Raw genomic sequence first — 21,360 nt, forward strand, 5'->3', positions numbered from 1 at the left:
CTTGATTCTTAACTTAGAATCGGGGACTTTTTGATCATGAAATACTTTACAGGCTCCTTCGTTTTCACGTTTTTTGGTCTTATTGCATCTTATTTTGTGGGTCACTACTACGGTGGCACGGTTCAGGCGGGGCTGGGGGCCTTGTTTATCGCCGTCATTTTGGCGGTGTTGGAGATCTCTCTTTCTTTTGATAATGCGATTGTGAATGCCGTGGTTTTGAAAGAGATGACACCTGTTTGGCGTCATCGTTTTTTAACTTGGGGTATGTTGATCGCGGTTTTCGGAATGCGTTTGATTTTCCCATTGTTGATCGTGACTTTTGTTGCTCACGTCAGTCCATGGGAAGCCTTAGTTATGGCGGCCACCAAGCCGGATGATTATGCGAAACTTATGCTGTCGGCGCATCTTGAAGTGGCCGCTTTCGGCGGAAGCTTTCTTTTGATGGTGGCTCTTAAGTATTTCTATGACGAAAGCAAAGAGTTGCATTGGATTCCGTTCATTGAAAAGCCCACAGTCTATTTAGGCAGCAAGGTTGAAGCCATTGAGGTGGCGTTGAGTTTGATTATCCTCGCCATTATTTCAAGCTTCCTTCCTCCTGAGGAAGCCTTGCCTTTCTTGAAAGCGGGGATGGCGGGTTTGATTACTTACGTGATCGTGGATGGGATCGGTTCTTGGTTGGAAGCCTCGGACGAGACGATGAAGGATGTTCACAGAGCCAGTGCCGGAATGTTTTTGTATCTTGAAGTCCTCGATGCGTCGTTCAGCTTTGACGGAGTTGTGGGGGCCTTTGCTATCACCCACAATCTATTTATCATCATGATCGGCCTCAGTATCGGCGCCTTCTTCGTGCGAAGTCTGACTATTATGTTTGTGGAGCAAGAGGCCCTGACGAAGTTCACGTTCTTGGAGCATGGAGCCTTCTATGCGATTGGAATTTTGGCGATGATTATGTTAGCGGATCCGTTCCTGCATATCCCAGAGTGGGTGACGGGTCTTAGTGGTGGAATTGTTATTCTGATTTCTTTCCTGTGGTCTTTGTGGCAGGGTCAAAAAGAATCTGCAAGATAGAAGCAAGCATAATCAGAGCGGCGCCGGAAAGTTGAAAGAGACTCAGGCGCTCGCTGAGAAGTAAAAAACCGAAAAAGGCCGCAAAGGGAGACTCTAGAAGAAATAGCATGCTGGCAGCGCTATCGGAGAGGATTTTTTGCGTCCGAATCTGCAAGTAAAAGGCAATAATACTTGAACCCAGACCCAAACAAAGAACACCGGCCCAAGCCTGCCAATCCGAGGTGCTGGTCGTGATGGAATCTTGAGTCCAAAGTAAAGGCAACAGGGCGATAAGACACCAAAAGGATTGGAAGTTGTTGAAGCGAAATGCATTGCCCACGCGGCTTGAGATTTTTCCGATATAGATAATATGAAAGGCTGCAAAAAGCGAACAGCCCATCGTCCAAAGGTCGCCAGTATTCACATCTTGAAGATTGGCATCCATCAAGATGAAAGTTCCGAGAAGGGCCAACCCCACCAGCGCATAGTTTTTCCAGGTGCTGGAAGACTTAAAAAACCATGTATTAATAAGCGGGACCAGAATCACATAAAGACTGGTGAGAAAGCCACTTTTGGTCGCGGTTGTGAATTTAAGACCAATAGTTTGCAGCAGCAGCATTCCGCCCAAGAGAAGACCGGCGGGAAGAGCGCGAAAAAGATCTTCTTTAATTGTTGTGAATCGGGGCCCTTTGATGATGAGATAGAAGATCTCGCCGATCACCGCCGCAATGATAAATCGATAGATCAAAGTTTCTACCGGAGTAAATGCTTTGAGAGCCCACACCGCCGCCACAAAGCCGAAGCCCCAAAGGACTCCCGCAAATACCAACTCTAAGGCCGCGCGACTTTTAGTCAAAGGCTTCTGACCAAATACGGTGTTTGTCTAAACCATCAACTTCGATCAGTTGGTGTTTGACCTCTTTGATCATGCCGCCGTTTCCGCAAAGGTAGAAAGTTGTGGGGATGTTTTTATAGTCAAACTCTGAGATAAAGTTTTGAACATAACCCTTCTTCCCAGTCCATGTCTCCTGAGGGCGACTTAAAACGAATTCAAATTTAAAATCCTTCAACTCGTTGGTTAAAGCGGCCATCTCTTTTTCGTAGTACATATCCTTTTCAGTGCGAACACCAAAAAGCATGCGATACTTGAGATCGGGGTATTGTTCTTTTTTTGAAAGAAGATAGCAGATGTGTTGAGAAAGGCCCGTGCCCGTATTTAGGAAAACAATCTGTTCCGTCGGGGGCTCCTGGAAGAAGACTTTCCCGAAGGGGCCCGTGAAGTTGATAAGTTCCCCTCCTTTCAGACTCCAAACAAAGGTCGAGGCAATTCCGTTTTCGACGAACTTAAAGAGAAGTCGGAAGCCATTTTTAATGCGGTCATCCGAGGCAATAGAATACGCACGCAATACCGGTTTGGCCTCGCCCTGAGGGACGTTGAGCATGACAAATTGGCCGGCTTTAAAGTTAAACTCTGCCGGAGTCTCGGTTTTGAGAATCAATTCCCTGACAGTCGGGGTATGGTCGATGATTTGTTCAACTCTCATGTGGTAAACTGTACGAGCGGAAGACATAGGGCTCCTTAAGGTGATCTGCTCTTAATAATCTGAAAATCCCAGACAGTCCAATATTTTAGCTTGTTACCCAAGCCTGTATTCAATAAAATTCAAGATATAGAACAGCAGCGAGGTAACACCGTGAATATTGCGCAGCATCTGGTATTTTCCCTTCTTTTTTCTTTAGGAACAGTGGCGCAGGCTCAAGAGGCCGCTCCAGCCGCGAATCCTACCAACCCACCCGAAGCAACTCAGGAAGAGATCCCAGCTCCGCAAAGATCTTTGCTGAAGACGGCGGCAACTCGGGACTTCAATAAAGCCCTATATTTTGACCAATTGGACAATGGCGTTATCTTGCCTCCTATGGAGTTGGAATATGATTTGACCGGGGAAAAGGGCAATGTTTTGAAGGTCGGCAACGTAGCATTGAATGAAAAAAACTTTTTCTTTGCTTTATTGCCCTTAGGAAAAACTCACTCACAGTTGAATCAAGTTTTAAGCAGTGGCGAGTCAGGCAAATATGCTTTGATCATGTCTTGGCCTGATAAGCTCTTGAATCATGGAACTCTTGAGATGATTTCTCGGACGGGAACAGTTCTGTGGACTTATAACTTCACGGCTGAAGATCAAGCTCGCTGGATGAAGCAGCTTGAAGAGTGGCGCAAGGCTTTGATTGGCAAAGGGGTTCCCGCAAAAGAACTTGTTCGTTCGGGAATTTTCGCATCTCAATTTGCCATCTTAGATGCACAATCTGCCAATGCTCCTTTCTGGGGGCAAAAAGAAGTCTTTCGTTTCTGCGTGACTCAAACGGACGGCAAAAATTCGACGAAGATGTGTTCGCAAAGATATGGAACAAAGTCGGCCGGAAATAATGTGGTCATGGGAAAAGTGAGAGTGGATCCAACTCCGGCACGAGTGCTTGTGCAAAATGAGGAGGCTCCTTTAAAGAACTCTATTCCTGTTGCCGCAGATATGCCCACGGCCTTTTTCTCAGAATTGGCCAGTGGGGAGTCCTATGAGTTCGTCAGTTCTCCGAATAAGTTGGAGCTGATGGACATTTCGGATACAAAAAAGCCGGAGGTTCTGCGTATCGTGGGTTACGATACGCGTCCTTTGGGTCGCTCTGTTATTTTGAATCCGGATCAATACAGTGCTTTGACGAAACTTTTGGGTTTTGAGTCGACAATCGGCGATCCTCGTAAGTTTTGGGCGATGGCGATTCGTCGTGATGATCCTAAGGTCTATCTTCCCGGTCAAGGCGGTGGCGTTTTTAAACAAAGATTTGAGCTTTCGGAGATCCCTCGAACTCAGTCACGTGTTTATCTTAGTAAACGGACTCCGACAGGAACCTACATTGATGGCATCAAGCTTGAGGGGCGAAAACAACCTGTGGCAGATGTCAGTTCAGAGCAAAACTCTGTTGAGGTCAATGCTCAGGATCCGGCATCTTTTGTGTGGAACTTTAAAGCAACAGAGCGTGGTAAAATCAATCGCTCTTATCTGAATGTTAATTTCAACGGTAAAACGTATAAGTCTTATTACGAGATCTACAAAGGATTTCCTCGTGAGGTCTCTGGGCGTTTCACCGGAGTTCAAGCTTCGGGTGAATTTATTGTGATGGGGGAAATCGCCTATAACCAATGGTTTGAAGATCTTTTTGGTTGGACGAACTATTGGATGTCTCGTCAGAGATGGGGTGTGAGTGCAAAATTCTTCCAGTCCTTTAATCAGCTTAAAGTTGATGAAGCGGGGAATACAGCTCCGCTCAGCGTGTTGACGGTGGACTTGAAGTATCGTGCCACTCCAGGTTTGTGGGGGCGTGATGAGTCCGTAGGGGGGATGCTTTCATATCAGAGCGTGACCTTTGATCAACTGAAGGCTCCGATGTTGGGAGTGGGGGCGTTCTGGGCCCGTTCTATGCCGAAGGTGTTCGATGATCTTTTCAATATCGTGCCTCTTATGAGATATCCAAAATGGGTGGATATGGAGTTCATTTACTATACCAGCTCTATGGATGCGAATGTGACTCTTCAATCATCCATGTCGCTGAACTTTCACGGTAAAGTTCTTTGGTCTGAGCGCTACTTCGGGGAAGCGGGCTTCGGTATGAAACGTTATGGATTTACCGATGCGGCTTTAAATCAGAAAGCAGAACTGAATACCTTCTATGGAACTGTGGGATTGGGAATTAACTTCTAGTTTTTGACTTAGATCGGGAATATTAAAAGTTTGTTGGCCCCTTATTGCGATAAGGGGCTTTTTATTTTAATTACTCTGCAAAATTGACCCTCATCAAGGAAGGACAACTCTTTCCTTCCTACACTTGGAGTGGGGGGTATTATGTCAAATACTATCAATGACCTAAAAAATGATCACGTTGCCTTTGTTAATTTCTTGGAGAGCATCAAGAGCCTGGGACCTGAGGAGCAGAAGAAGCTATTGACCCTTAAGAAAGCCTTTTTGGATCATCTCAAAAAAGAGGATCAGTATTTTTATCCTGCGCTAAAGAAGGCGGCGGAACTGGATCCTGCACTGAAGAGCAAGTTGAATATGTTTGCTAATGAGATGGATAAGATTTCCGCCGAGGTGCTTGCTTTTTTCGATCGTTTTGAAAAGGGGGGGACTGCCTTGGAGTTTGCCAAAGATTGGGGGCGTTTGGTTTTCCAGTTGAAAACGAGAATGCGTCGGGAAGAAGATATTCTTCATCCTGAATTCCAAAAGCTACAGAAGTGACAAAGTCCTGCCATTTTAGTCACTGAACTGATCTCCTAGCCTGGTGATGGCACGAGGATTTGGAGGGAGGGAAGGACTTTGCTGGCGCTGCGTTCGGCACGGCATCCTGCCTCATCGCTCCTACCTCCGCTGTCGCTCCGGCAGGGGGCCATCCAGGCCCCGCGAAGGCCTCACTTCGGCCATCAAAGTCCTTCCCTCCCTCCAAATTCTGCCTCGACAGTCTAAGAAAATAGTCTGTACTTATTGTTCTTGGCGATTAGAAGATACAAGGCTCTTTCTAGATGCTCTGGAACTTTCGTTGTACACCAACTTCTTCTGACAAGTCTTTTGGTGAGATCTCGTGATCTTGCACAAATGTGATTGATGGGGAAAAGCGGATCAAAGATATGCTTCTCTGTTTTGAGGTCCACTGACCAACCTTCCATTTGCAGCAAATCAGTCACCTGACGATAGCCGTATCTACCATATTCAGAAGCAAGCTCGATGACTCGTGCCTCAAGCTTTTCTTGCTCGGGATTTGGATTTGGCTCATACCGCTGTGTGGAACTGATTTGTCCAATGACTTTGCATGCCCGACGTTCGCTGACTTTCAGCTCCCGTACGACCATTCGAACCGCATCCTTGCGCTTCGCCCGGCTTAGAAGTTTCCCTTAGAAACTTCCTTCAATATCAAATTATCCAGGGCTTGATCGGCGACGATTTTCTTTAAGCGGGCATTTTCTTGTTCAAGCTCTTTTAATCGCTTTGCTCAATCTCTGCGGTTCGCAGATGCTGTATGACTTCCTCAGGTGAATATTTCTTTTGTGCAATGATCGGGTCCTTTCTTGTCCAGATCATAACATAGATTCTGGAGCGGGTTAGCCCAGGCAGGTCAAAAGCTTTAGTCCCTCCTTTTTATTCCGATAAGAATATAGAGTCGGAGGATGTATATGGAGCTACTGGCACTTCCTTTGCTGAAATTATCATTTCTATTTCTAACTCCAATTTTTATATCCGCTTGCTCAATCGATGCAGCCATCTTAGGCTTAGGCCACCAGTCATCTTCTGACCTTGAAGTTCAAAATCGCAAAGAGCCTGATTTCATTTATGGCGAAGTTGTAACGACTCACGGCGGTCGCCCGGGTTATCAAGTGAAAGCCGTCTTTGGCGAGATCTCAGAAAAAACAAGTAGTCTTAATGGCAACAAATGGCAGATCGAGGGCGTCTTTTATGAGTAGACTCTACCGCATCTCACTTGTTCCACTCATATTTTTCCTACCAGGTTTGGTGATGGCCCAACATAAGGGAATTAGCTTCCAAGCCGTGATTAAAACGCCTGCGGGAAAATATCCAACGGTCAGTGGATTAACAGTTACAACGCAGATTCTAGATCCAGTAACTTACTGTGTTTTGAGGGAAGAAGAACACTCTGGCAAAAATCTTTCTAACGGATATCTTAACTTGGTCATCGGCGATAGCAATGCGACAACCCCATTGGGGAAAAATCCTACTCCCGTATTGTCGATTGCTGAAGTAATGGACAACAGTAAAAAACGTGAAGGCTTAAATTGCGTTGATATCAATGATAATATTGTGAGCACTAACATGACCTACACTCCCTCTAATTTGGATCGCCGTATTCTTCGTGTTCGGCTAAATGTTCAGGGTGACGAAGTAGTCGCAGATTTTAATATGCGTGCGATCCCCTTTGCGGTGAATTCAGAAATGCTCAATAGCAAAACGGATACAGATTTTTTGAATGTGAATGAGACAAAGGGTTTAACCCAAGAAAACGCAGAAAGTATTTTTAATCGTTTTAGCAAGCTGGATGCTATTCTGACTCAGTTCAATTCAAGTGGAACCACTCTTGATGCCAACATCACCGGGAATGCTGCGACTGCGACCAATGTGGCGGGAGTTGTAGGGATTACGAATGGCGGGACCGGAGCGACTACTCAAAGTGGTGCGGCGAAGGCGATCTTGCCGGATCAAAGTGGTCAAGGTGGTAAGTACCTAACTACCGATGGAAATGATGTTGCGTGGGTTGATCTTCAATCTATCGCAACGGGAGTTTGGGGAATCAACATAAACGGGAATGCTGCCACAGCAACCACTGCCACGAATTTTAGCGGTTCATTAGCCGGCGATGTCAGTGGAACCCAAGGAAGCACGGTGGTTGAAAAAATTAAAGGTCAAAGTGTCAGTGCCACTGGCAGCGCTGTTGGGCAAGTGTTGAGATATGAAGGATCTAACACTTGGACGCCGGGTTTTGTGGCGATGACGGATTTAAAATCGTCGGTCACTGGCGGTAACTCATTTGCTAGCTCTTGTGGAGCTAATCAGACGTTGGTGTATAATTCCGTTGGTGATGTGATGAGTTGTTCGAATATTTCGATCACAAAATCACAAGTTTCGGATTTTCCAACGCTGGGGACTTTAGCCGCAAAATCCAGTTTGGATCTTGCTAGTACTGACGCCATAGGAATTACTCCGGTCAGCAAAGGTGGAACGGGAACGAACAATGGATCCATCACGGGAACAGGAGCTTTAGCCTTTACTGCTGGTGGTGCAAATCAAAATGTGACACTGAACCCCAGCGGAACTGGCTATACGATTTTGAATGGAAATGTCGGTATAGGTACGACAACGCCGGGGGTCGCCCTTGACGTGATTGGAAATATTCGCCCCGGGTCAACTGGCGTAACGACGGGGGGTGCGTGTATTGGAGAGGGTTCTTTTGGGTATGATTTAACTGCGCATGCACTTGTATATTGCAGTAACACGGGATTGTGGACGGCATTGGGTGGCGGCGGAGGCGGATTTGGTACGGCTCAAACATGGACGGACGTGACTGGCAGCCGAACTCTTGGGACGACTTACACAAACTCCACGGGCAAAGCCATCGAAGTGCATATCTTGGGATATACGGGGGGAGCCGGTGGGGGCTATATTTACGCCATTATTAACGGCATTACGGTCCCAATGGGAAATTGGTATGCTGGCGGCGGATCCTATCCTTTTACGGGTTCTGTCGTGGTACCATCAGGTGCCACCTATTCTGTTAATTATTCAATCACGGCAGGAAGTCCTTCTTACAATCAGTGGGTTGAGTTGCGCTAAACTGAAATAATAGTATTGCAAATCGCATCTTTGTCCTGTCCGGGTTGTGCCGGTTGCTTCATTCACCGCCTCGATAATCTCTTTTTTGAGTTTGAGATCGTAGAGTTTTCCTTTTGCGCTTTTTGGTTCGACAAAGCCGATGCGTTTTAAAACACATTTATAGATCATCTCTTGGCGAAGGTGTCGCTGATACTGGCTCCTGATGTGAGATACTGAAAGACCTGGGGGTTTAGGTCGGCGGTCCGAACCTCGCCCAAATCAGAGCGAGGTCTTAGGCTGGTTGGTATGCACAGTCAAAGGGATCAGTTTTTATTTTGCTACCGCCTTCTTCGTCACTGTAAAACTCTTTGACAGCTGAAAAGCTTTTAAACACCCAAAGACCATGGATTGTGAATTGCTTTAGCGTTCGACGTTGTGAAAGAAAGGACGTCAGATGCGAGCTCTTGTACTTTTCTTAATCTTTGTGGTGGGTCTTATATCGTCTTTTGTGGTGACGGCGGAAAAAGCTTATGCCCAGAGCGCGAAGAATGCGCGTATCGTGAATGATTCTTTGGTGCAGAACTTAAGCTGTCAAAATTTAAGTGTCGACAGTATCTATCGGGCCATCCGAGATGACGCCTTTGAGCAAAGACGTAATATGCCTATCCGTAACTGGTCGTTTCGCAGTGGATGGGTTCCTTTGGCCGGCTGCTGGGGCCTGGCCAGCACTCAGCGTATGGTTTCTTATTTGGCCCGCTACAACACCTCCAGCAGTCAGCGCATGGAAAAAAGAGTTCCGATGCTGCTAGATATGGTTCGCCGCGAGACTCTTGAAGAAAACCCAGGCTACAATGAATACGATCACGACAACAAAACGGAGCCTTATTACTCCAAAAAACTGAAAAACTTTAACGTATTTGCGGTGGAAGAGTCCAACCTCAATGACAGTAGCTACAGTGGGGACCGAGGACTGTGGAATCGCCTTATGCGAGGATACACTCAAGAACTGAATGGTCAGACGGTGAATCGTAATTTTAAGAGTGATATCGAAGTGAATCAAGCCAACCACTTTTTCCGCACCGGAAATATCGGTATGGGAATGGGGAACGGCGTTCGCTCCGAAGAAAAGAATCGCGAAACAGTTGAGCAGTTAATGCGAAATCTTGACGGGAAACGTCTGACTTTGATCAATCTTCGTTTCAACCGCACCACTCAGCACGTGGTTATGGTCAAATCCTATCAGCGAGCTACCAAAGATCTTATTGAGTTTACAGTCTATGATTCGAATTCGCCTTACAGAGATCAGATCGTGTATTTCTCTTCACGTGTTGATCATTTCTATTCTCCCGATGTAATGGGTTTCTTTGAAGGCGTCGAGGGAAGCAAAGCCTTGGGCGTTTACATAGTGGATGAGGAAGAGCGGGAAAGTCTTGAGCAGGCGATGTTGGCGTTCTATCGCTCTATGTGTCGATAGGAACAGCAGTCCTATAATAAATACCAAAGACCGCAGGGAATAAGCGGTCTTTTTGCGTGAGAACGATTTTAGGGAAGAGCTATTTGGGAATTGGATGACATTTTTTGGCCTGCTCTTTGCTGAATCCGAGGCGGAACTCGAGAAGTGGGTCTTTTTGGCACTGCCCTGAAAGGGGTTTATTGAATGTCCCTGAGAATAGTAATTGTCTGTGCAATTTGTTTGATGATGCTCTCTATTGCGAGTGCCGAGAGTGTTTCATTGCCTTTGAAGGCTATTAAAAAGCCGTCGTCAGATTTAGTGAATAGTTCCGGGGTTCCTTTAGATGTGGGGCAGGCAGCGGCTTTGGCGGCTCAAGGAACTGATCTCAGCGCTTTAAACCCACTTGAAAACAAGATGTGGCAAAACCGCATTTATAGCGCGGTTGAGGATGTTCCAGGTTCCTATCCGGCGGCGATGGGTGGAGTTCAGTTTCTTTCTGAAGAAGCGGCCCTTCCTTTTACCTACATGTCTCGGGTTCAATCTTTGGAAAACCCCAATCTTTTTTATCGTTTGAGTTTGAGCCGCTACACCCACACCACCCTAATGCGCGCAGCACTTTTAAGAAAGCTGGGATACTATGTCCCCTCACCCAAGTACTATCGCAATTTGCGCGTCTACTTCTCAAGTGAAGAAGAAAAGAAGACCTTTTTAAAGAACGCCCAAGAGTCGATGATTTCAGACTTTGAAAGTCGGGGGTGGGTTCTTGAGGACAATACGGAAAATCATTCTGTGGTCTTCTCTGATGCCATGATGGAGCCTGCGGTTGCTGAGTACTTCGATATTCAATGGGGTTATGCTCCAGATCCAAACAATCCAAATCAACTTCCTGCAGTTCAAAGGTATTCAAGATCTCGCGCTTACCGTGCTTTGATTTTGCCTTTTGCTTTGGTCGATGTGCCAGAAAGTATCAATCGGTTTTCTCCGAAGCTGGGATCCGTCCTCTCGGGCCATGTTGTTATTAATCATCCTTCTGCAGAATCTTTTGCGGCTTGTACTTATGAAGACGCTCGTTGGTTGGTGCGAAGACTGGCGAATCTTCGCCAACAAGACTTCCAGGATATCGTCAAGGCCGGGGCCTTTCCGGCCGAGCTGGAAGAGTTGGTTTTAGCAAAGCTTCTTCATAGGGCCAGTAATGCCCTGGAGCTTTTTGACCTTAAGGGCAAAGCGTCTTGGAATCTTCCTTCTTTAGATATTAACTCCCGCAATGGCCTGGTTCAAAACGGCAAAGTGATGAAAGAGTTTGTCCCTGGATACCCTCAGCGTTTTGCTCACGGCGACCGTCAGTCTCCGTTCCAAGACGGAGATTTAGAGCGTTACATGGGCATTCGCGGGAAGACCGCCGCGATTGGAACACTTCTTAATCATATTAATGAGAGATTAGATCTTCTTAAAGTGAGTGATCTTTATGCCGATCGCCGCCAAGAGGTGACCGAGAGAATCTATAAACATATGAAAGAAAAACCACTGGAACCCCTCTATCAACAAGTGGAAGCTTGGGGCGGACCTGTTGGTGGCTTTAAAATGGCGGCGACTCGCCATGTGACGACGGGCACTTATTTTGGAAGCTCAGCTCCGATTCAATTAGTGGATAATCTCAGTGTCGGGGGCAATCTCGGATACTTCATGGCTTTAGATGGTGTGCCCAACATTACCCCCTTGGGCGGCGCCAATGTGATGGTCCTAAGAGACTATACCCATGTGAGACCTCTTCTTTCCATTCAAGAGGGAACCAAAGTCCCTTGGCAAGATCTTGTTGTTCCCCATTTTATGAGCAATCTTTCGAAAGTCCTTACTGAAAAAGAGGCGATAAAATCAGCGGAAGGAAAGACCACTCAACCTTTGGATGCCTTCCTGGCGGAGCTTCGTGAGGGTGAGGTTTTCACAGTGACTGATTCGGTCGCCTTGTCAGTTTATGCGCAGTTGGCGTCTTCCTTGGATGTTTTGATGGGGATTTCTCCATTAAGTTTTATGAATTCGGTGTCGTTGAGTGCGGATGGTTCCCGGGTGATTTTGCGTCAAACCAATTTCATGAGAACCAAAGAGGGTCTTCAAGTCTATGTTCGTTCGCAAACTGGAAAAGCGATGGGCATGACACTGGACTTGAACTACTTCATCAACGTTCTCAGAGTGCGTGCAAGCACGACCTGGACGGACCTCAACACCGATGCCTTCGTGATCGACTACAATCCCGAGTACGCGGATCTTTTGGATACGGATCGTGTGGATCAGAAGTTTGTTAAAGAGTTTATTCAAACACGGGACAACCTGAAGCCCGCCTTAAGAGCTCTTTTTAAGAGCAATGATCCAGAGCTTCTTTATGCCAAGTTTGCCCATAGGAAGTTTGAAATTGATCATAAACTGAAAACCAAGGAACTGCGTTCTAAGTTTTTGGCGATGAGAGTGAATTCTTTTAATGAAGATCATCTTTTAAAAATTCGCTACCCTCGCAGTCCTGAGGCTCCTGAACTCAATCCCAAAGATGAAGAGGTCACCTTGTTTGCCAATAAAAAAGGCGAACTGAAGGGGCGCGATCTGTTAGGTTTTGCGTTTGATTGGGTTGAAGGAATTCTGAATAAATGGTCATCAAAAAGCCGTGTGGATGTCGCCCGCAGTGATGATCCTAATCCCGCCAACACACCCTTTGGAAAAGCTTATTGGAGAATGGTCACCACCGAGTCTGATTTGACTGTGAACGCTAAACAATATCCTTCCGTGGCTGTGGTTCAACATGTGTGGGGCGGTTGGCATTTAAGTCGTAAAAAGTTCTTTAAGTTGTTGGATGAAGTTCAAGGGGAACTGAATGGGGCGCCACTGATGTCCTACCGTTTGATTGAACCGGAGGCTTTTGCCAACGTGACGGCGGTGGACTTCTATCGAATTACAGCGAATCTTTCGATTCTGCCTGGAGGACTAGATAAGATCCGTGATCTGGTTTTGCAGCCAGAAGCTGATGGTAAACCAGTGAAACGCTCAAAATTTATCAGCGGTTTATTTCAAAAGCTCAGTGAAAAACTAGGTAAAAAAGCTCGCGCCAATGACCGCGAAATGTTTGACGATATGTTGCGGGTCTTAGGAAATGGCGATTACAACCAAGGCAAGGCTCGTTTCCTTCAAGCCTGCGAAGAGCATCAGCAGAACTCAGCAGGGGGGCGTGATAATTCCAACAACATCCCGACCTCTGCCTGGATCAACGGAACCAACTACGAGTGTATGATTCCTTGGATGGAACAGCTTTTGAAGCTTTCTGCAAGTTATCCTAAGGATAAAAAAGCGCAAACCCAGTGGATGACGAATGTGATCTATGTCCTGGAACAGGAAATTCCACTTCCTCAATTGTTAAAGCTTCTGGGTGAAGAAAATTACATCTTCTTTGTTCGTATCAACGGCTTCCGCAGTGGCGATGAGGACGGGGACTTGGAATACTTCTCGAATTCTTTAGGTGATCCGAAGAAGAACATTGATTATGCCAGTGGTTTAATTGCGATGTTTGCTAATAAGACCCGCATTTCTCCAATCGAATTAGATCGCTCACAAGGAAGCTTCCGATGAGAAATAGTGTCGTAATACTTTCCCTTTTTATGTCTTTCTCGGCACAGGCGGCAGACCCCTTTTCTCAATTTCAATGGGGCTTGAGCAATCAGGGGCAACCGCAAATGGTCGACTTAGACCCCATGCAGACCTATCGCTTGCCGGCGCGCCCTCAAGAAGACGTGCGTCTGCCTCTTCCACAAAAAGCCACGAAAAAAGTTTTGGTGGCTGTCTTGGATACGGGAATTAATAAAAGTCATCCGGACTTAAAGAATGTCATCCATAGAAATGAATCTGAGTGTCGGGCTTTGACAAAGTTTCAGAGTTGCCTTGAAGAAAAAGACCGCAAACAGTGTGAAGCGATTTGGATGGATCTTAAAAATCCTGAAGTCGATCAAGATAAAAACGGTTACCCTTTGGATTGCCAAGGGTGGAGCCTTCTCGGGGGCGTGAATTCGGCCGGAATCCTCGGGCGTCCTGATTTTGATGATGACCAGGGGCACGGAAGTCATGTCGCGGGGATCATTGCTGCTGAAGTGGATAACAATATCGGCGTACGTGGTTTGAGCGAGAATGTCGAGATTCTTCCCGTGCAAGTAATAGGCGTTCAACCCAGCGAACCTATTAAGCCTCTGTCAATTTATGATTCTCCACTTGAAGAAGGCCGAGAGAATATTAAAAAAGGTTTGGGAGATCTGGTTGCTCGGGGCGTGATCTATGCCATGCGTTCGGGAGCTCAGGTCATCAATTTTTCAATGGGCTGGCCGCAAACATCAGATTCTGAATTTATGAGAAAAGTGATTGCTGAAGCGCAAGCTCGCGGGGTGATCATCGTCGCTGCGGCCGGTAATGACTCCACACGGGCTCTTTTAAGGCCGTGTGCGTATCGCAACGTCATCTGCGTAGGTGCCGCGGGACCTGACGGCGCGATGGCTCACTTCTCGAATTTCGGAAGCGGCGTGGATATCGTGGCGCCGGGTTTAAATATTTTAAGCACCTTCCCGATGGCGAAGCGTCCTGTGCGATTCCGCTCAACTTTGGGTTATGAATATCTTTCTGGAACTTCTCAGGCGTCTCCTTTCGTTGCTGCCGCCGTGGCTGAGTTAATGGCACGGGGTGTTCCTGCCGAAGAGGTTTACGCGCGTCTCGTCCTTGGTGCGCGCCCTCTGCAAAACAACCTGTCCTTGGTTGCTGGCGGCTCTCATGACAAAGGACAAATCTTAAGCCCGGAAAGGGAAATTTATAAAAAATATTCCGTCGCCGGAAATCTCGACGTGGAAAGAGCTTTAAAAGTTCAACCACAGCCTCTGATTGTCGTTGATAATAAAGAGAAGCTTGAGATTCCGTGGGATCGGAAAAGCAAAGATCTCTTTTTTGAAGTTTCCTTCGTGAACAAATGGGCTGACGTTGCAGTCTCAAAAGTTCAGATGAACGCCCAGTTTTTAAAACCTCACCCTGAAGCTGTTCGTCCGTGGATCACTTCGGTTAAAGAAGTGGCCCCTTATGCCTCCACTTGGAAGACGGGTGAAGTCCGCAAATATGTGGTGGCGATGAGTATTGTGGACAGCGCAGATCCTTCTCAATCGCGGATTCCCAGTGAGCTGGACCTGACTGTCGACGTAAAGGTGGAGGGGCAAGAGGCCCGTCGTTATGTGGTGGAAAGCGAAATCACCGTCGAAGTGAATGGGGATCTTGCGGGGAGCGATGTCCATGTCTTTCCTATTGAGGGAATGCCGAAGGGACGTTTGTCTTTTATTCCAGTTGATCAAAATCTAGATGCTCATCCTGAACAGCGCGATTATCTGGCGCTATCGGAACAAAAGAACACTTGGCAGTTATGGGTGGTCGCAGATTCAAATGCGGGGACCTATAAGGCCACGGGTGGAACGAAGATCCGTATTGAGGGTAATAGTGACAACTTAATGGATAAGATTACGGCCCGTATGGATCTGAACGGCGATGGGCAAAGTGAATATGTTCTCGGTGTGCTTGAAGACACGAGTGAAGACGAAGAAGCCAAGGGCATGCCGATGAGTTTCTTTGTCTTTGATAAATCGTTAAAACTGCTTGAAAGCTTCAAGTATGACGGTATTACGGCGGCTATGCCCTTAGATGCGTCTCAGATCTATTGGCAAAAGATCGGATCTACCAAACGCCCGGCATGGATCGGGGGAGGAAAAGATCCTGATCGTAAAAGATCGTTGAGAGATCGTTGGGAGAATCCAAACGACAATGAGCAACGCAAACTGCGATTTTATTTCTTAAATGAAAAAAATGAACTCAAGGCATTGTCGGAGCATGAGGACTACAAGATTGTCGACATCATTCAGCCTCGCCAGGATCAGATTGAGGCCGGTCGTATTTCCATTTTGTTGGCGAAAAACTTAGGCACGGATGCGAAACCTTCATACCTTTACAGTTTTGCGATCGCGGAAGTCACAGATGGCAAAATCGAAAACTTCATGGAGTTGGATCTCTTCCATGACGTTAATGTGTATAGAAACATTCTAGATACTCGCGTCGATAAGATTCAGTCCTTGGACTACAGCAAGGATGAGTCTGCGGGCAGTTTTTGGTTTGGTGAGGGGCTCAATCGCCAACAGCGTCTGACTTTGTTTGACAATAAAAACTGGGATCTTTTGGATAGACAGCTTTCTGCCGAGCGGTCCCAATTTGACTCCGCTTTGCGTGTGAGGGCTGTTTTCGCAGGGCTTCAGCGGAAAGGGGCCTTTGTTCTTACAAACTCTGAAATTCAATATCACGATCTGGTGACGGGGCAAGTGCGCAGCCGCAGTTTAGATAGATACACGTTTTTCCCTGACAATTTGTTTGTAAGTCTTTATATCCCTCTGACCGTTCGTGATGTACGCGACGCATCAGCAAAGCTTCCTGCTATGTTTACGACCGAAGGCGCGGGGCTCAGTCGTGGTGTCAAAATGTTGGTACCGATTTTTGCAAGGGATGGATCTGCGATCGAATTGGTGTCACCAGCTCGCTTGAGATTTAAGTCCTCTGGTTGTCGTTCAATGGAAACGCCAGTGTTTGAGGGCGCCAAGGGAGCTCACTCGTTCGATTATAACTGCGGGGATAAATTACTTAGAATTAACTTAACGTATTAATGAATTCGGGAGGAACCACAATGAAAAATATGATTCGTGCGATATTAGCGACAGTAGTAGCTACTAGCTTTGCAGCCTGTGGAGGCGGCGGAGGCGGTGGTGGGGGCGGAGGCCAAGTTCTTTACTACCCTTATGAGACTGTTTATGGTGATGTTTGTAAAACTCAGCAGGCCACTCCTGGTTGTACATTCTTCAAATCCAATGGACAGAGAATCACGGTTACTGAAGATCCTCACTATGGTCGTACGGGCAGAGGATCTGATGATATGTGGTATGTGGTCTTTGACTCTAATGGGAATGCCGAAGTGTATGACCAATATGACAGATTCCAATATGTCGCGGATGTTTCAGAATTTGCTGGTTACATCGGTGGAACAACTATCGGTGTAGGGACGACGGGCTTCTTTTGGGAAAACGTCGCCGGTGGAACATACTGGCTAGGCAAAAACGGAGTTCTTTACAGCGCCAATGTGGGAGAATCTAAGTACGGTCAAGCTGTGAATGATAAGACCGCTTCTTCTGCAACAGATACAAACTTCGCAGCCTTGAATTCAGATGCCAATAAAGCACTTGTAAAAATGGCTTCTGATAAGTTGATGAAAGAATACGGCTTCAAACAAGATAAAGCAGTTGCAGTTGCTTCTGCATTGAACTCTTGGGCTGTCGCGGCTTCCGAGCGTGGTGTGACTTCGACAAAAGATATGGACAAGACTTTCAAAGCGGTATTCGGAGTTCAGTTCTCTGACGCTTTGGCGGCGGCAAAAGATCTTTCATTGGGTGACAGCGCAGCGATGCAGGATCTGACAAACAGATCAGCTTCTGAATTGGGATTGAAACCTCACCAAGCTCAAAAGTTCATGAAGGGCATGTACAAAAAAGCTCTGGCAAGTTGGGGCTACGACGAGAACGCATTTAACTGGTAATCGTCTGATATTTAAAAATCAAAACTCAATAAAACCCTACTGCGAAAGCCGTAGGGTTTTGTTTTTTTCCGAGGGAGAATGCAAAATCTGGCCCTTGAAAAAATTCAACTTTTTACAAAAGCATGTACACTTTGCGTCACCAAGGATATGTAAGGGGCTCTTCACTGAAAGGTTCCTTATGAAAAGCTTTGCGCTATTCTCTCTTCTGCTTATTTTCTCTTTTGAAGGTCATGCTGTTATTAAGGCGAAGCTCAGTCTTACAAACAATCCCACGGCACAGCATATTTTAATAGCTGGCGAAGGGGGAGACTTAGGGACCATGTTTTTAGAGGCCGCACTGGGGAAAGCTCATCGAATTTTGGAAGCGGAGCCGGATGCGGAAGTAGTTCTTTACAGCAATATTAATTCTTCCTTGGAAAAAGAAACGCAAAAGGTCCTGGTTGCGGGGTTGATGATTGAGCGGGCCGATAAAAAGGAATTCGGTCTTCATAGTTTGGTTGAAGAGATTCAGAACGGTCTTCCCATAGCGTCTTTAAGTTTCCTCACTCACTCGGCCGTTTCTTATGGCGTTCACATGTATAAGGGAGGGCGCTTTTCTAGCTCCAATCCTCTTTGGGAGGGTTTGAAGGGACACTTCACCGACAAAGGTTATATCTTTCTTTCTGGTTGTAATACCGGTTTTGATTTGGCTCCGACATTGTCTCGACGGTTGGGAGTTCCTGTGGCCGGAACTTTGACGTCAGCGGAGTTTCAGTATCTGGATGAAAAGAGTCAATGGCGCTACTCTGCCCCGGTGAGCCCTGTTACTTATCCGGAAGTGAGTTCGAACCGTAAATCATTTTTGACGCCAGTGAGTTGTGAAGCGGGCGCCTGCATCCGCATGCAACCTCTTTTCAACTCTTACAGTGGCTACTGGGGCGAATACAAAAATGGCAGTTTCCCGGCATTCAAATTTTTCTGTGGAGGCGTGAGCAGCTCTCGATGTGAAAAAGTCATGGCGTACTCTGTATTTCACCAGTTGACTGATATTCCTTTGACTGCGCAGTCGTCCTATCGTGACTTCCGCAAAGCCCTGCAGTCCTATATGTGCCCGCGATTCAACTCGGCGGCTGCGATTCAAAAATGCGAGGCGGAGCTTGAACGAATTGAAGCTCAAGGGGAGTTCTCGACCTTTTCTCCGGCCTTGGATACGACGTTACAGTGCGATGCAAATGGTTGCCAATTTGCCTTCGAATGTAAAAAGGCTTTTTTCAGTCGTGATGAAAAATGCTCTCTCAAAAAGAGTGAGATCTTATCCACAACTTTCGTGGATGAATACAGAAGATATCTTCGTGGATTTTTAAACTAAAGACCTTTGAGATAAGATGGGATCTTCAGAAGAGCTCCCATCTTGGATTCTTCAACTAGAAGTAAGCCATCAGCCCGGCGGCCAGGTTCAACCCTGAGACGGTGCTTTCTCCGATACCGGATTGTTTTTGATAAATGTAGCCTGCATCCATGCGGAAACCGACATTGCTGCCGGTGGGGAACCACTTCATGAAGGGCCCGACAAAGAAGTCCATGATATCGACTTTGGATCCAGATCCGCTGTCACGTTGGCCGAAAGAGCCCGTGCCTCCGACGCCGTATAAGAAAGCTTCTCCGGAGATATTCGGAATCATGTTGTAGTCTGCAAATCCGCCCAGCCTATAAAGTGTCGTCGTGATACTTCCTGTGGCATCCGAAGAGTAAGACAGCGAGGGGCCCACCTCATAGGTCCCCATGTTCCAGCCAAACTTACCGGCAAGGGTGATGTCGGTTTCGTTCTCTGCACTTGCGGCATCCGACTTTGTGTTCATAAGGCTAAAACTCATGGCGACGACGTACTTACGGGAGCTGGAAGCCTCCGAGGGTTCGCTAAATTCATCGTGAGTTAACTCATAGACTTGTCCCTGCTCAAGACGTCCCCCCGCAAACTCGACGACCGCTTGGTTGCCTTTGACTTTACGAACTTTGATTTTCTGAGCAAAGGAAGCGGAAGAAAAAGTTAAGAGAGCCGTAACCAGAAGCCACTTTTTCATAAAAGACCTTTCCTAAGGAATTAAACGATAGTTCAAAGTCTTTCAATCCTCTCTGAGGCTGTCAACCGGAAGTTGTCTCATCTTGAGACTCAAAGATTTCTCTAATTTAAGTTTTATATATTTAAAGCCGAAAATTATAAAGTTAGGGGAGAAGGGAGCCATATGTCGTCTTCCTGGGGAGACATTCCTGCGTGGGCCTATGAGGCCGCTCAGGCACTCATGCAATCTTTGAACGTTGTGGATCCAGCGACATATGCGCATTGCTGTCGTGTGGGCGAAATGTCCCGTAAGTTATCTCGGGATATTGGCCTGAATGAGTACGAACAAAAGCTTGCTGAGTTCGCCGGACTCTTTCATGATATCGGCAAAATCGGCATCCCTCAGTCTATCATTGCCAAACCAGGGAAATTGGATGAATCCGAGTACCTGATGATGCAAAATCACTCTGTTATTAGCGAAGAAATTGTAAAGCCTTTGGCAAAACATAACTTTTTTGCCGAGATTCTTCCCAGCATCCGTGGGCATCATGAGCGTGTGGATGGGACGGGGTATCCTGATAAGATCCGAGGCGATGAGATTCCCCTGATTGCGCGGGTCATTTTAGTCGTCGATACTTACGATGCGATGTCGCAGACACGAGCTTATCGTAAAGGTTTGTCTGATGAAACGGTCTATGCGGAACTAAAAAGATGTTCCGGGACGCAATTTGATTCACAACTTGTGAAGACCTTCCTCGAAGTCCATAGTTCTTGGAGCAAACAAGAGGTGGATCAAGAAACTCTTCACCATCTTATCAAGCGAGTTGCTTAATAAAAATCAATGAAAAGATTTTGTAAATGGCGAGGTCGGCACAATGTGCTGGCGAAGGACTTTGGCCGACCTGTTATTTGTTATTAAAGTCGATTTGTACTTTCAAAAATCTTATCTGCAGAGGCCGCCACAAATCCCTGATAGAGTTTTCCATTTGCTAGAGGATAGCGTTTTGCGAACTCGTAATAACACCCGGGAATATTGTGAGTGCCATCGTCAAATGACACGGGAATCTCGGAAGCCATTGTGGAACTTTGCTCTAGGTAGTCGGCAGGGGACCCTTTGATTTCTCCGCCTGATTTATTCAAAGTATAGCCTTTGCTTTTAACAAAATCGTTTAAAGTTTGAATGTCGTTAAACTTCTTAAGATTGTTGATGTTCACTGTAAAATGATTGGGTCTGAAACCATAGGCCGCCACCCATGAGACGTATTCACTTTCTTTGGCAAGTTCTGCGTAAAGAGCATAAGTCATTTTCCAAGGGCGACCGGCCATAGCAAAAGCTTCATTCTGAATCATGGAATCGGGGATTTGATCCACCAATTTATTGACGGTTTCGCGAACGAAGGGAGAAACCTTTTCTAGTTCCAATTCACTAATAAAGATCTTCGGCATTTTTTCGTTAGGATGCTCATAGTGTTTTGCATAGAGTTTCTTCTCTACGAAAGTATAGTCTCCCTTTTCAACGTAGCCGTACTTTTTGAAGTGCTGAGCCAGAGACTCGATCCCGAGGCGAGGATGATTAAAGGTACGAAGGGCAATGTGGTCATTGAGGACCGTTTCTCCTTCGGACGTAAAAATATCATAGATGCGTTTTGCCGCAGGGTTGAGCTGGCAGTAGTCTGCCCACATTTTTTCCAGTAGAGTGTCAAGACTCATCATAGGCTGTTCTCCTCATCTGCGGAAGGTTACCGCTCTTGAAGAGGGGGCGCAATGTCCCATCTATGGCTTTGAGCGTTATCCATTGGAGGGTGGCGATAATTCGCCAAGAATGGAG

General features: G+C 46.5%; 16 protein-coding genes. 11 read left to right on the forward strand and 5 right to left on the reverse strand.

Features of this window, described 5'->3' with window-relative positions; genetic code table 11:
• Positions 1-36 precede the first annotated feature (36 nt).
• Complete coding sequence (locus ACM64D_RS04260; protein WP_415061943.1) at positions 37-1,068, forward strand: DUF475 domain-containing protein; 1,032 nt, start codon at positions 37-39, stop codon at positions 1,066-1,068.
• Here the strand turns inward: ACM64D_RS04260 and ACM64D_RS04265 are convergent.
• Together ACM64D_RS04265 and ACM64D_RS04270 are read right to left on the reverse strand one after the other, a co-directional pair.
• Entirely contained in the window at positions 1,010-1,903 is an 894-nt protein-coding gene (locus ACM64D_RS04265) for a DMT family transporter (RefSeq protein ID WP_415061944.1), read from the reverse strand. The two genes, ACM64D_RS04260 and ACM64D_RS04265, sit on opposite strands and share 59 nt — an antisense overlap.
• Positions 1,896-2,618, reverse strand: a complete 723-nt coding sequence (locus ACM64D_RS04270) for an FAD-binding oxidoreductase (protein ID WP_415061945.1) — start codon at positions 2,616-2,618, stop codon at positions 1,896-1,898. The genes ACM64D_RS04265 and ACM64D_RS04270 overlap by 8 nt, the downstream gene beginning before the upstream one ends.
• 63 nt (positions 2,619-2,681) lie before the next feature.
• Between ACM64D_RS04270 and ACM64D_RS04275 the strand changes: the two genes are divergently transcribed.
• Positions 2,682-4,799, forward strand: coding sequence for a hypothetical protein (locus ACM64D_RS04275; protein ID WP_415061946.1), 2,118 nt, complete (start codon positions 2,682-2,684; stop codon positions 4,797-4,799).
• A gap of 141 nt (positions 4,800-4,940) precedes the next feature.
• Positions 4,941-5,333 carry a hemerythrin domain-containing protein gene (locus ACM64D_RS04280; RefSeq protein ID WP_415061947.1) on the forward strand — a complete coding sequence of 131 codons (393 nt, stop codon included), beginning with the start codon at positions 4,941-4,943 and terminating at the stop codon, positions 5,331-5,333.
• 221 nt (positions 5,334-5,554) lie between these two features.
• On the opposite strand, the gene ACM64D_RS04285 is transcribed toward ACM64D_RS04280, so the two are convergent.
• Positions 5,555-5,941 carry a hypothetical protein gene (locus tag ACM64D_RS04285; protein WP_415061948.1) on the reverse strand — a complete coding sequence of 129 codons (387 nt, stop codon included), beginning with the start codon at positions 5,939-5,941 and terminating at the stop codon, positions 5,555-5,557.
• 321 nt (positions 5,942-6,262) lie between these two features.
• Here ACM64D_RS04285 and ACM64D_RS04290 point away from each other — a divergent pair, with 321 nt between their 5' ends.
• The 7 genes from ACM64D_RS04290 to ACM64D_RS04320 all read left to right on the forward strand — a co-directional run bounded on the left by ACM64D_RS04290 (position 6,263) and on the right by ACM64D_RS04320 (position 18,842).
• On the forward strand, positions 6,263-6,550 hold the full coding sequence (locus ACM64D_RS04290) for a hypothetical protein (RefSeq protein ID WP_415061949.1): 288 nt from the start codon (positions 6,263-6,265) through the stop codon (positions 6,548-6,550).
• On the forward strand, positions 6,543-8,432 hold the full coding sequence (locus tag ACM64D_RS04295; protein WP_415061950.1) for a hypothetical protein: 1,890 nt from the start codon (positions 6,543-6,545) through the stop codon (positions 8,430-8,432). The genes ACM64D_RS04290 and ACM64D_RS04295 overlap by 8 nt, the downstream gene beginning before the upstream one ends.
• A 433-nt stretch (positions 8,433-8,865) precedes the next feature.
• Entirely contained in the window at positions 8,866-9,885 is a 1,020-nt protein-coding gene (locus ACM64D_RS04300) for a hypothetical protein (protein WP_415061951.1), read from the forward strand.
• A 222-nt stretch (positions 9,886-10,107) separates the two neighbouring features.
• Positions 10,108-13,473 (forward strand): hypothetical protein, encoded by a 3,366-nt coding sequence (locus ACM64D_RS04305; RefSeq protein ID WP_415061952.1) that lies wholly within the window; start codon positions 10,108-10,110, stop codon positions 13,471-13,473.
• On the forward strand, positions 13,470-16,571 hold the full coding sequence (locus tag ACM64D_RS04310; RefSeq protein WP_415061953.1) for a S8 family serine peptidase: 3,102 nt from the start codon (positions 13,470-13,472) through the stop codon (positions 16,569-16,571). The genes ACM64D_RS04305 and ACM64D_RS04310 overlap by 4 nt, the downstream gene beginning before the upstream one ends.
• 20 nt (positions 16,572-16,591) lie before the next feature.
• Positions 16,592-17,494 (forward strand): hypothetical protein, encoded by a 903-nt coding sequence (locus tag ACM64D_RS04315; protein ID WP_415061954.1) that lies wholly within the window; start codon positions 16,592-16,594, stop codon positions 17,492-17,494.
• A gap of 178 nt (positions 17,495-17,672) precedes the next feature.
• On the forward strand, positions 17,673-18,842 hold the full coding sequence (locus tag ACM64D_RS04320) for a hypothetical protein (protein WP_415061955.1): 1,170 nt from the start codon (positions 17,673-17,675) through the stop codon (positions 18,840-18,842).
• A 55-nt stretch (positions 18,843-18,897) separates the two neighbouring features.
• Here the strand turns inward: ACM64D_RS04320 and ACM64D_RS04325 are convergent, their stop codons facing one another.
• Positions 18,898-19,554, reverse strand: a complete 657-nt coding sequence (locus ACM64D_RS04325; RefSeq protein WP_415061956.1) for a hypothetical protein — start codon at positions 19,552-19,554, stop codon at positions 18,898-18,900.
• Positions 19,555-19,716: 162 nt separating this feature from the next.
• Between ACM64D_RS04325 and ACM64D_RS04330 the strand changes: the two genes are divergently transcribed.
• Entirely contained in the window at positions 19,717-20,364 is a 648-nt protein-coding gene (locus ACM64D_RS04330) for an HD-GYP domain-containing protein (RefSeq protein WP_415061957.1), read from the forward strand.
• Between the two features lie 83 nt (positions 20,365-20,447).
• On the opposite strand, the gene ACM64D_RS04335 is transcribed toward ACM64D_RS04330, so the two are convergent.
• The gene (locus tag ACM64D_RS04335; protein ID WP_415062103.1) at positions 20,448-21,242 is read right to left on the reverse strand and encodes a DUF1338 domain-containing protein; all 795 of its coding nucleotides are present in this window, start codon (positions 21,240-21,242) and stop codon (positions 20,448-20,450) included.
• Positions 21,243-21,360: the final 118 nt, after the last annotated feature.

The sequence above is a fragment of the Bdellovibrio sp. genome, from assembly GCF_047637665.1.
GTDB lineage: Bacteria > Bdellovibrionota > Bdellovibrionia > Bdellovibrionales > Bdellovibrionaceae > Bdellovibrio.

Bases quoted from the DNA above. Each gene is read 5' to 3' on its own strand.
- ACM64D_RS04300 (WP_415061951.1), top strand. From the start codon at position 8,866: ATGCGAGCTCTTGTACTTTTCTTAATCTTTGTGGTGGGTCTTATATCG.
- ACM64D_RS04335 (WP_415062103.1), bottom strand. From the start codon at position 21,242: ATGAGTCTTGACACTCTACTGGAAAAAATGTGGGCAGACTACTGCCAG.
- ACM64D_RS04305 (WP_415061952.1), top strand. From the start codon at position 10,108: ATGATGCTCTCTATTGCGAGTGCCGAGAGTGTTTCATTGCCTTTGAAG.
- ACM64D_RS04285 (WP_415061948.1), bottom strand. From the start codon at position 5,941: ATGGTCGTACGGGAGCTGAAAGTCAGCGAACGTCGGGCATGCAAAGTC.
- ACM64D_RS04315 (WP_415061954.1), top strand. From the start codon at position 16,592: ATGAAAAATATGATTCGTGCGATATTAGCGACAGTAGTAGCTACTAGC.
- ACM64D_RS04290 (WP_415061949.1), top strand. From the start codon at position 6,263: ATGGAGCTACTGGCACTTCCTTTGCTGAAATTATCATTTCTATTTCTA.
- ACM64D_RS04330 (WP_415061957.1), top strand. From the start codon at position 19,717: ATGTCGTCTTCCTGGGGAGACATTCCTGCGTGGGCCTATGAGGCCGCT.
- ACM64D_RS04325 (WP_415061956.1), bottom strand. From the start codon at position 19,554: ATGAAAAAGTGGCTTCTGGTTACGGCTCTCTTAACTTTTTCTTCCGCT.
- ACM64D_RS04310 (WP_415061953.1), top strand. From the start codon at position 13,470: ATGAGAAATAGTGTCGTAATACTTTCCCTTTTTATGTCTTTCTCGGCA.
- ACM64D_RS04260 (WP_415061943.1), top strand. From the start codon at position 37: ATGAAATACTTTACAGGCTCCTTCGTTTTCACGTTTTTTGGTCTTATT.
- ACM64D_RS04320 (WP_415061955.1), top strand. From the start codon at position 17,673: ATGAAAAGCTTTGCGCTATTCTCTCTTCTGCTTATTTTCTCTTTTGAA.
- ACM64D_RS04270 (WP_415061945.1), bottom strand. From the start codon at position 2,618: ATGTCTTCCGCTCGTACAGTTTACCACATGAGAGTTGAACAAATCATC.
- ACM64D_RS04295 (WP_415061950.1), top strand. From the start codon at position 6,543: ATGAGTAGACTCTACCGCATCTCACTTGTTCCACTCATATTTTTCCTA.
- ACM64D_RS04280 (WP_415061947.1), top strand. From the start codon at position 4,941: ATGTCAAATACTATCAATGACCTAAAAAATGATCACGTTGCCTTTGTT.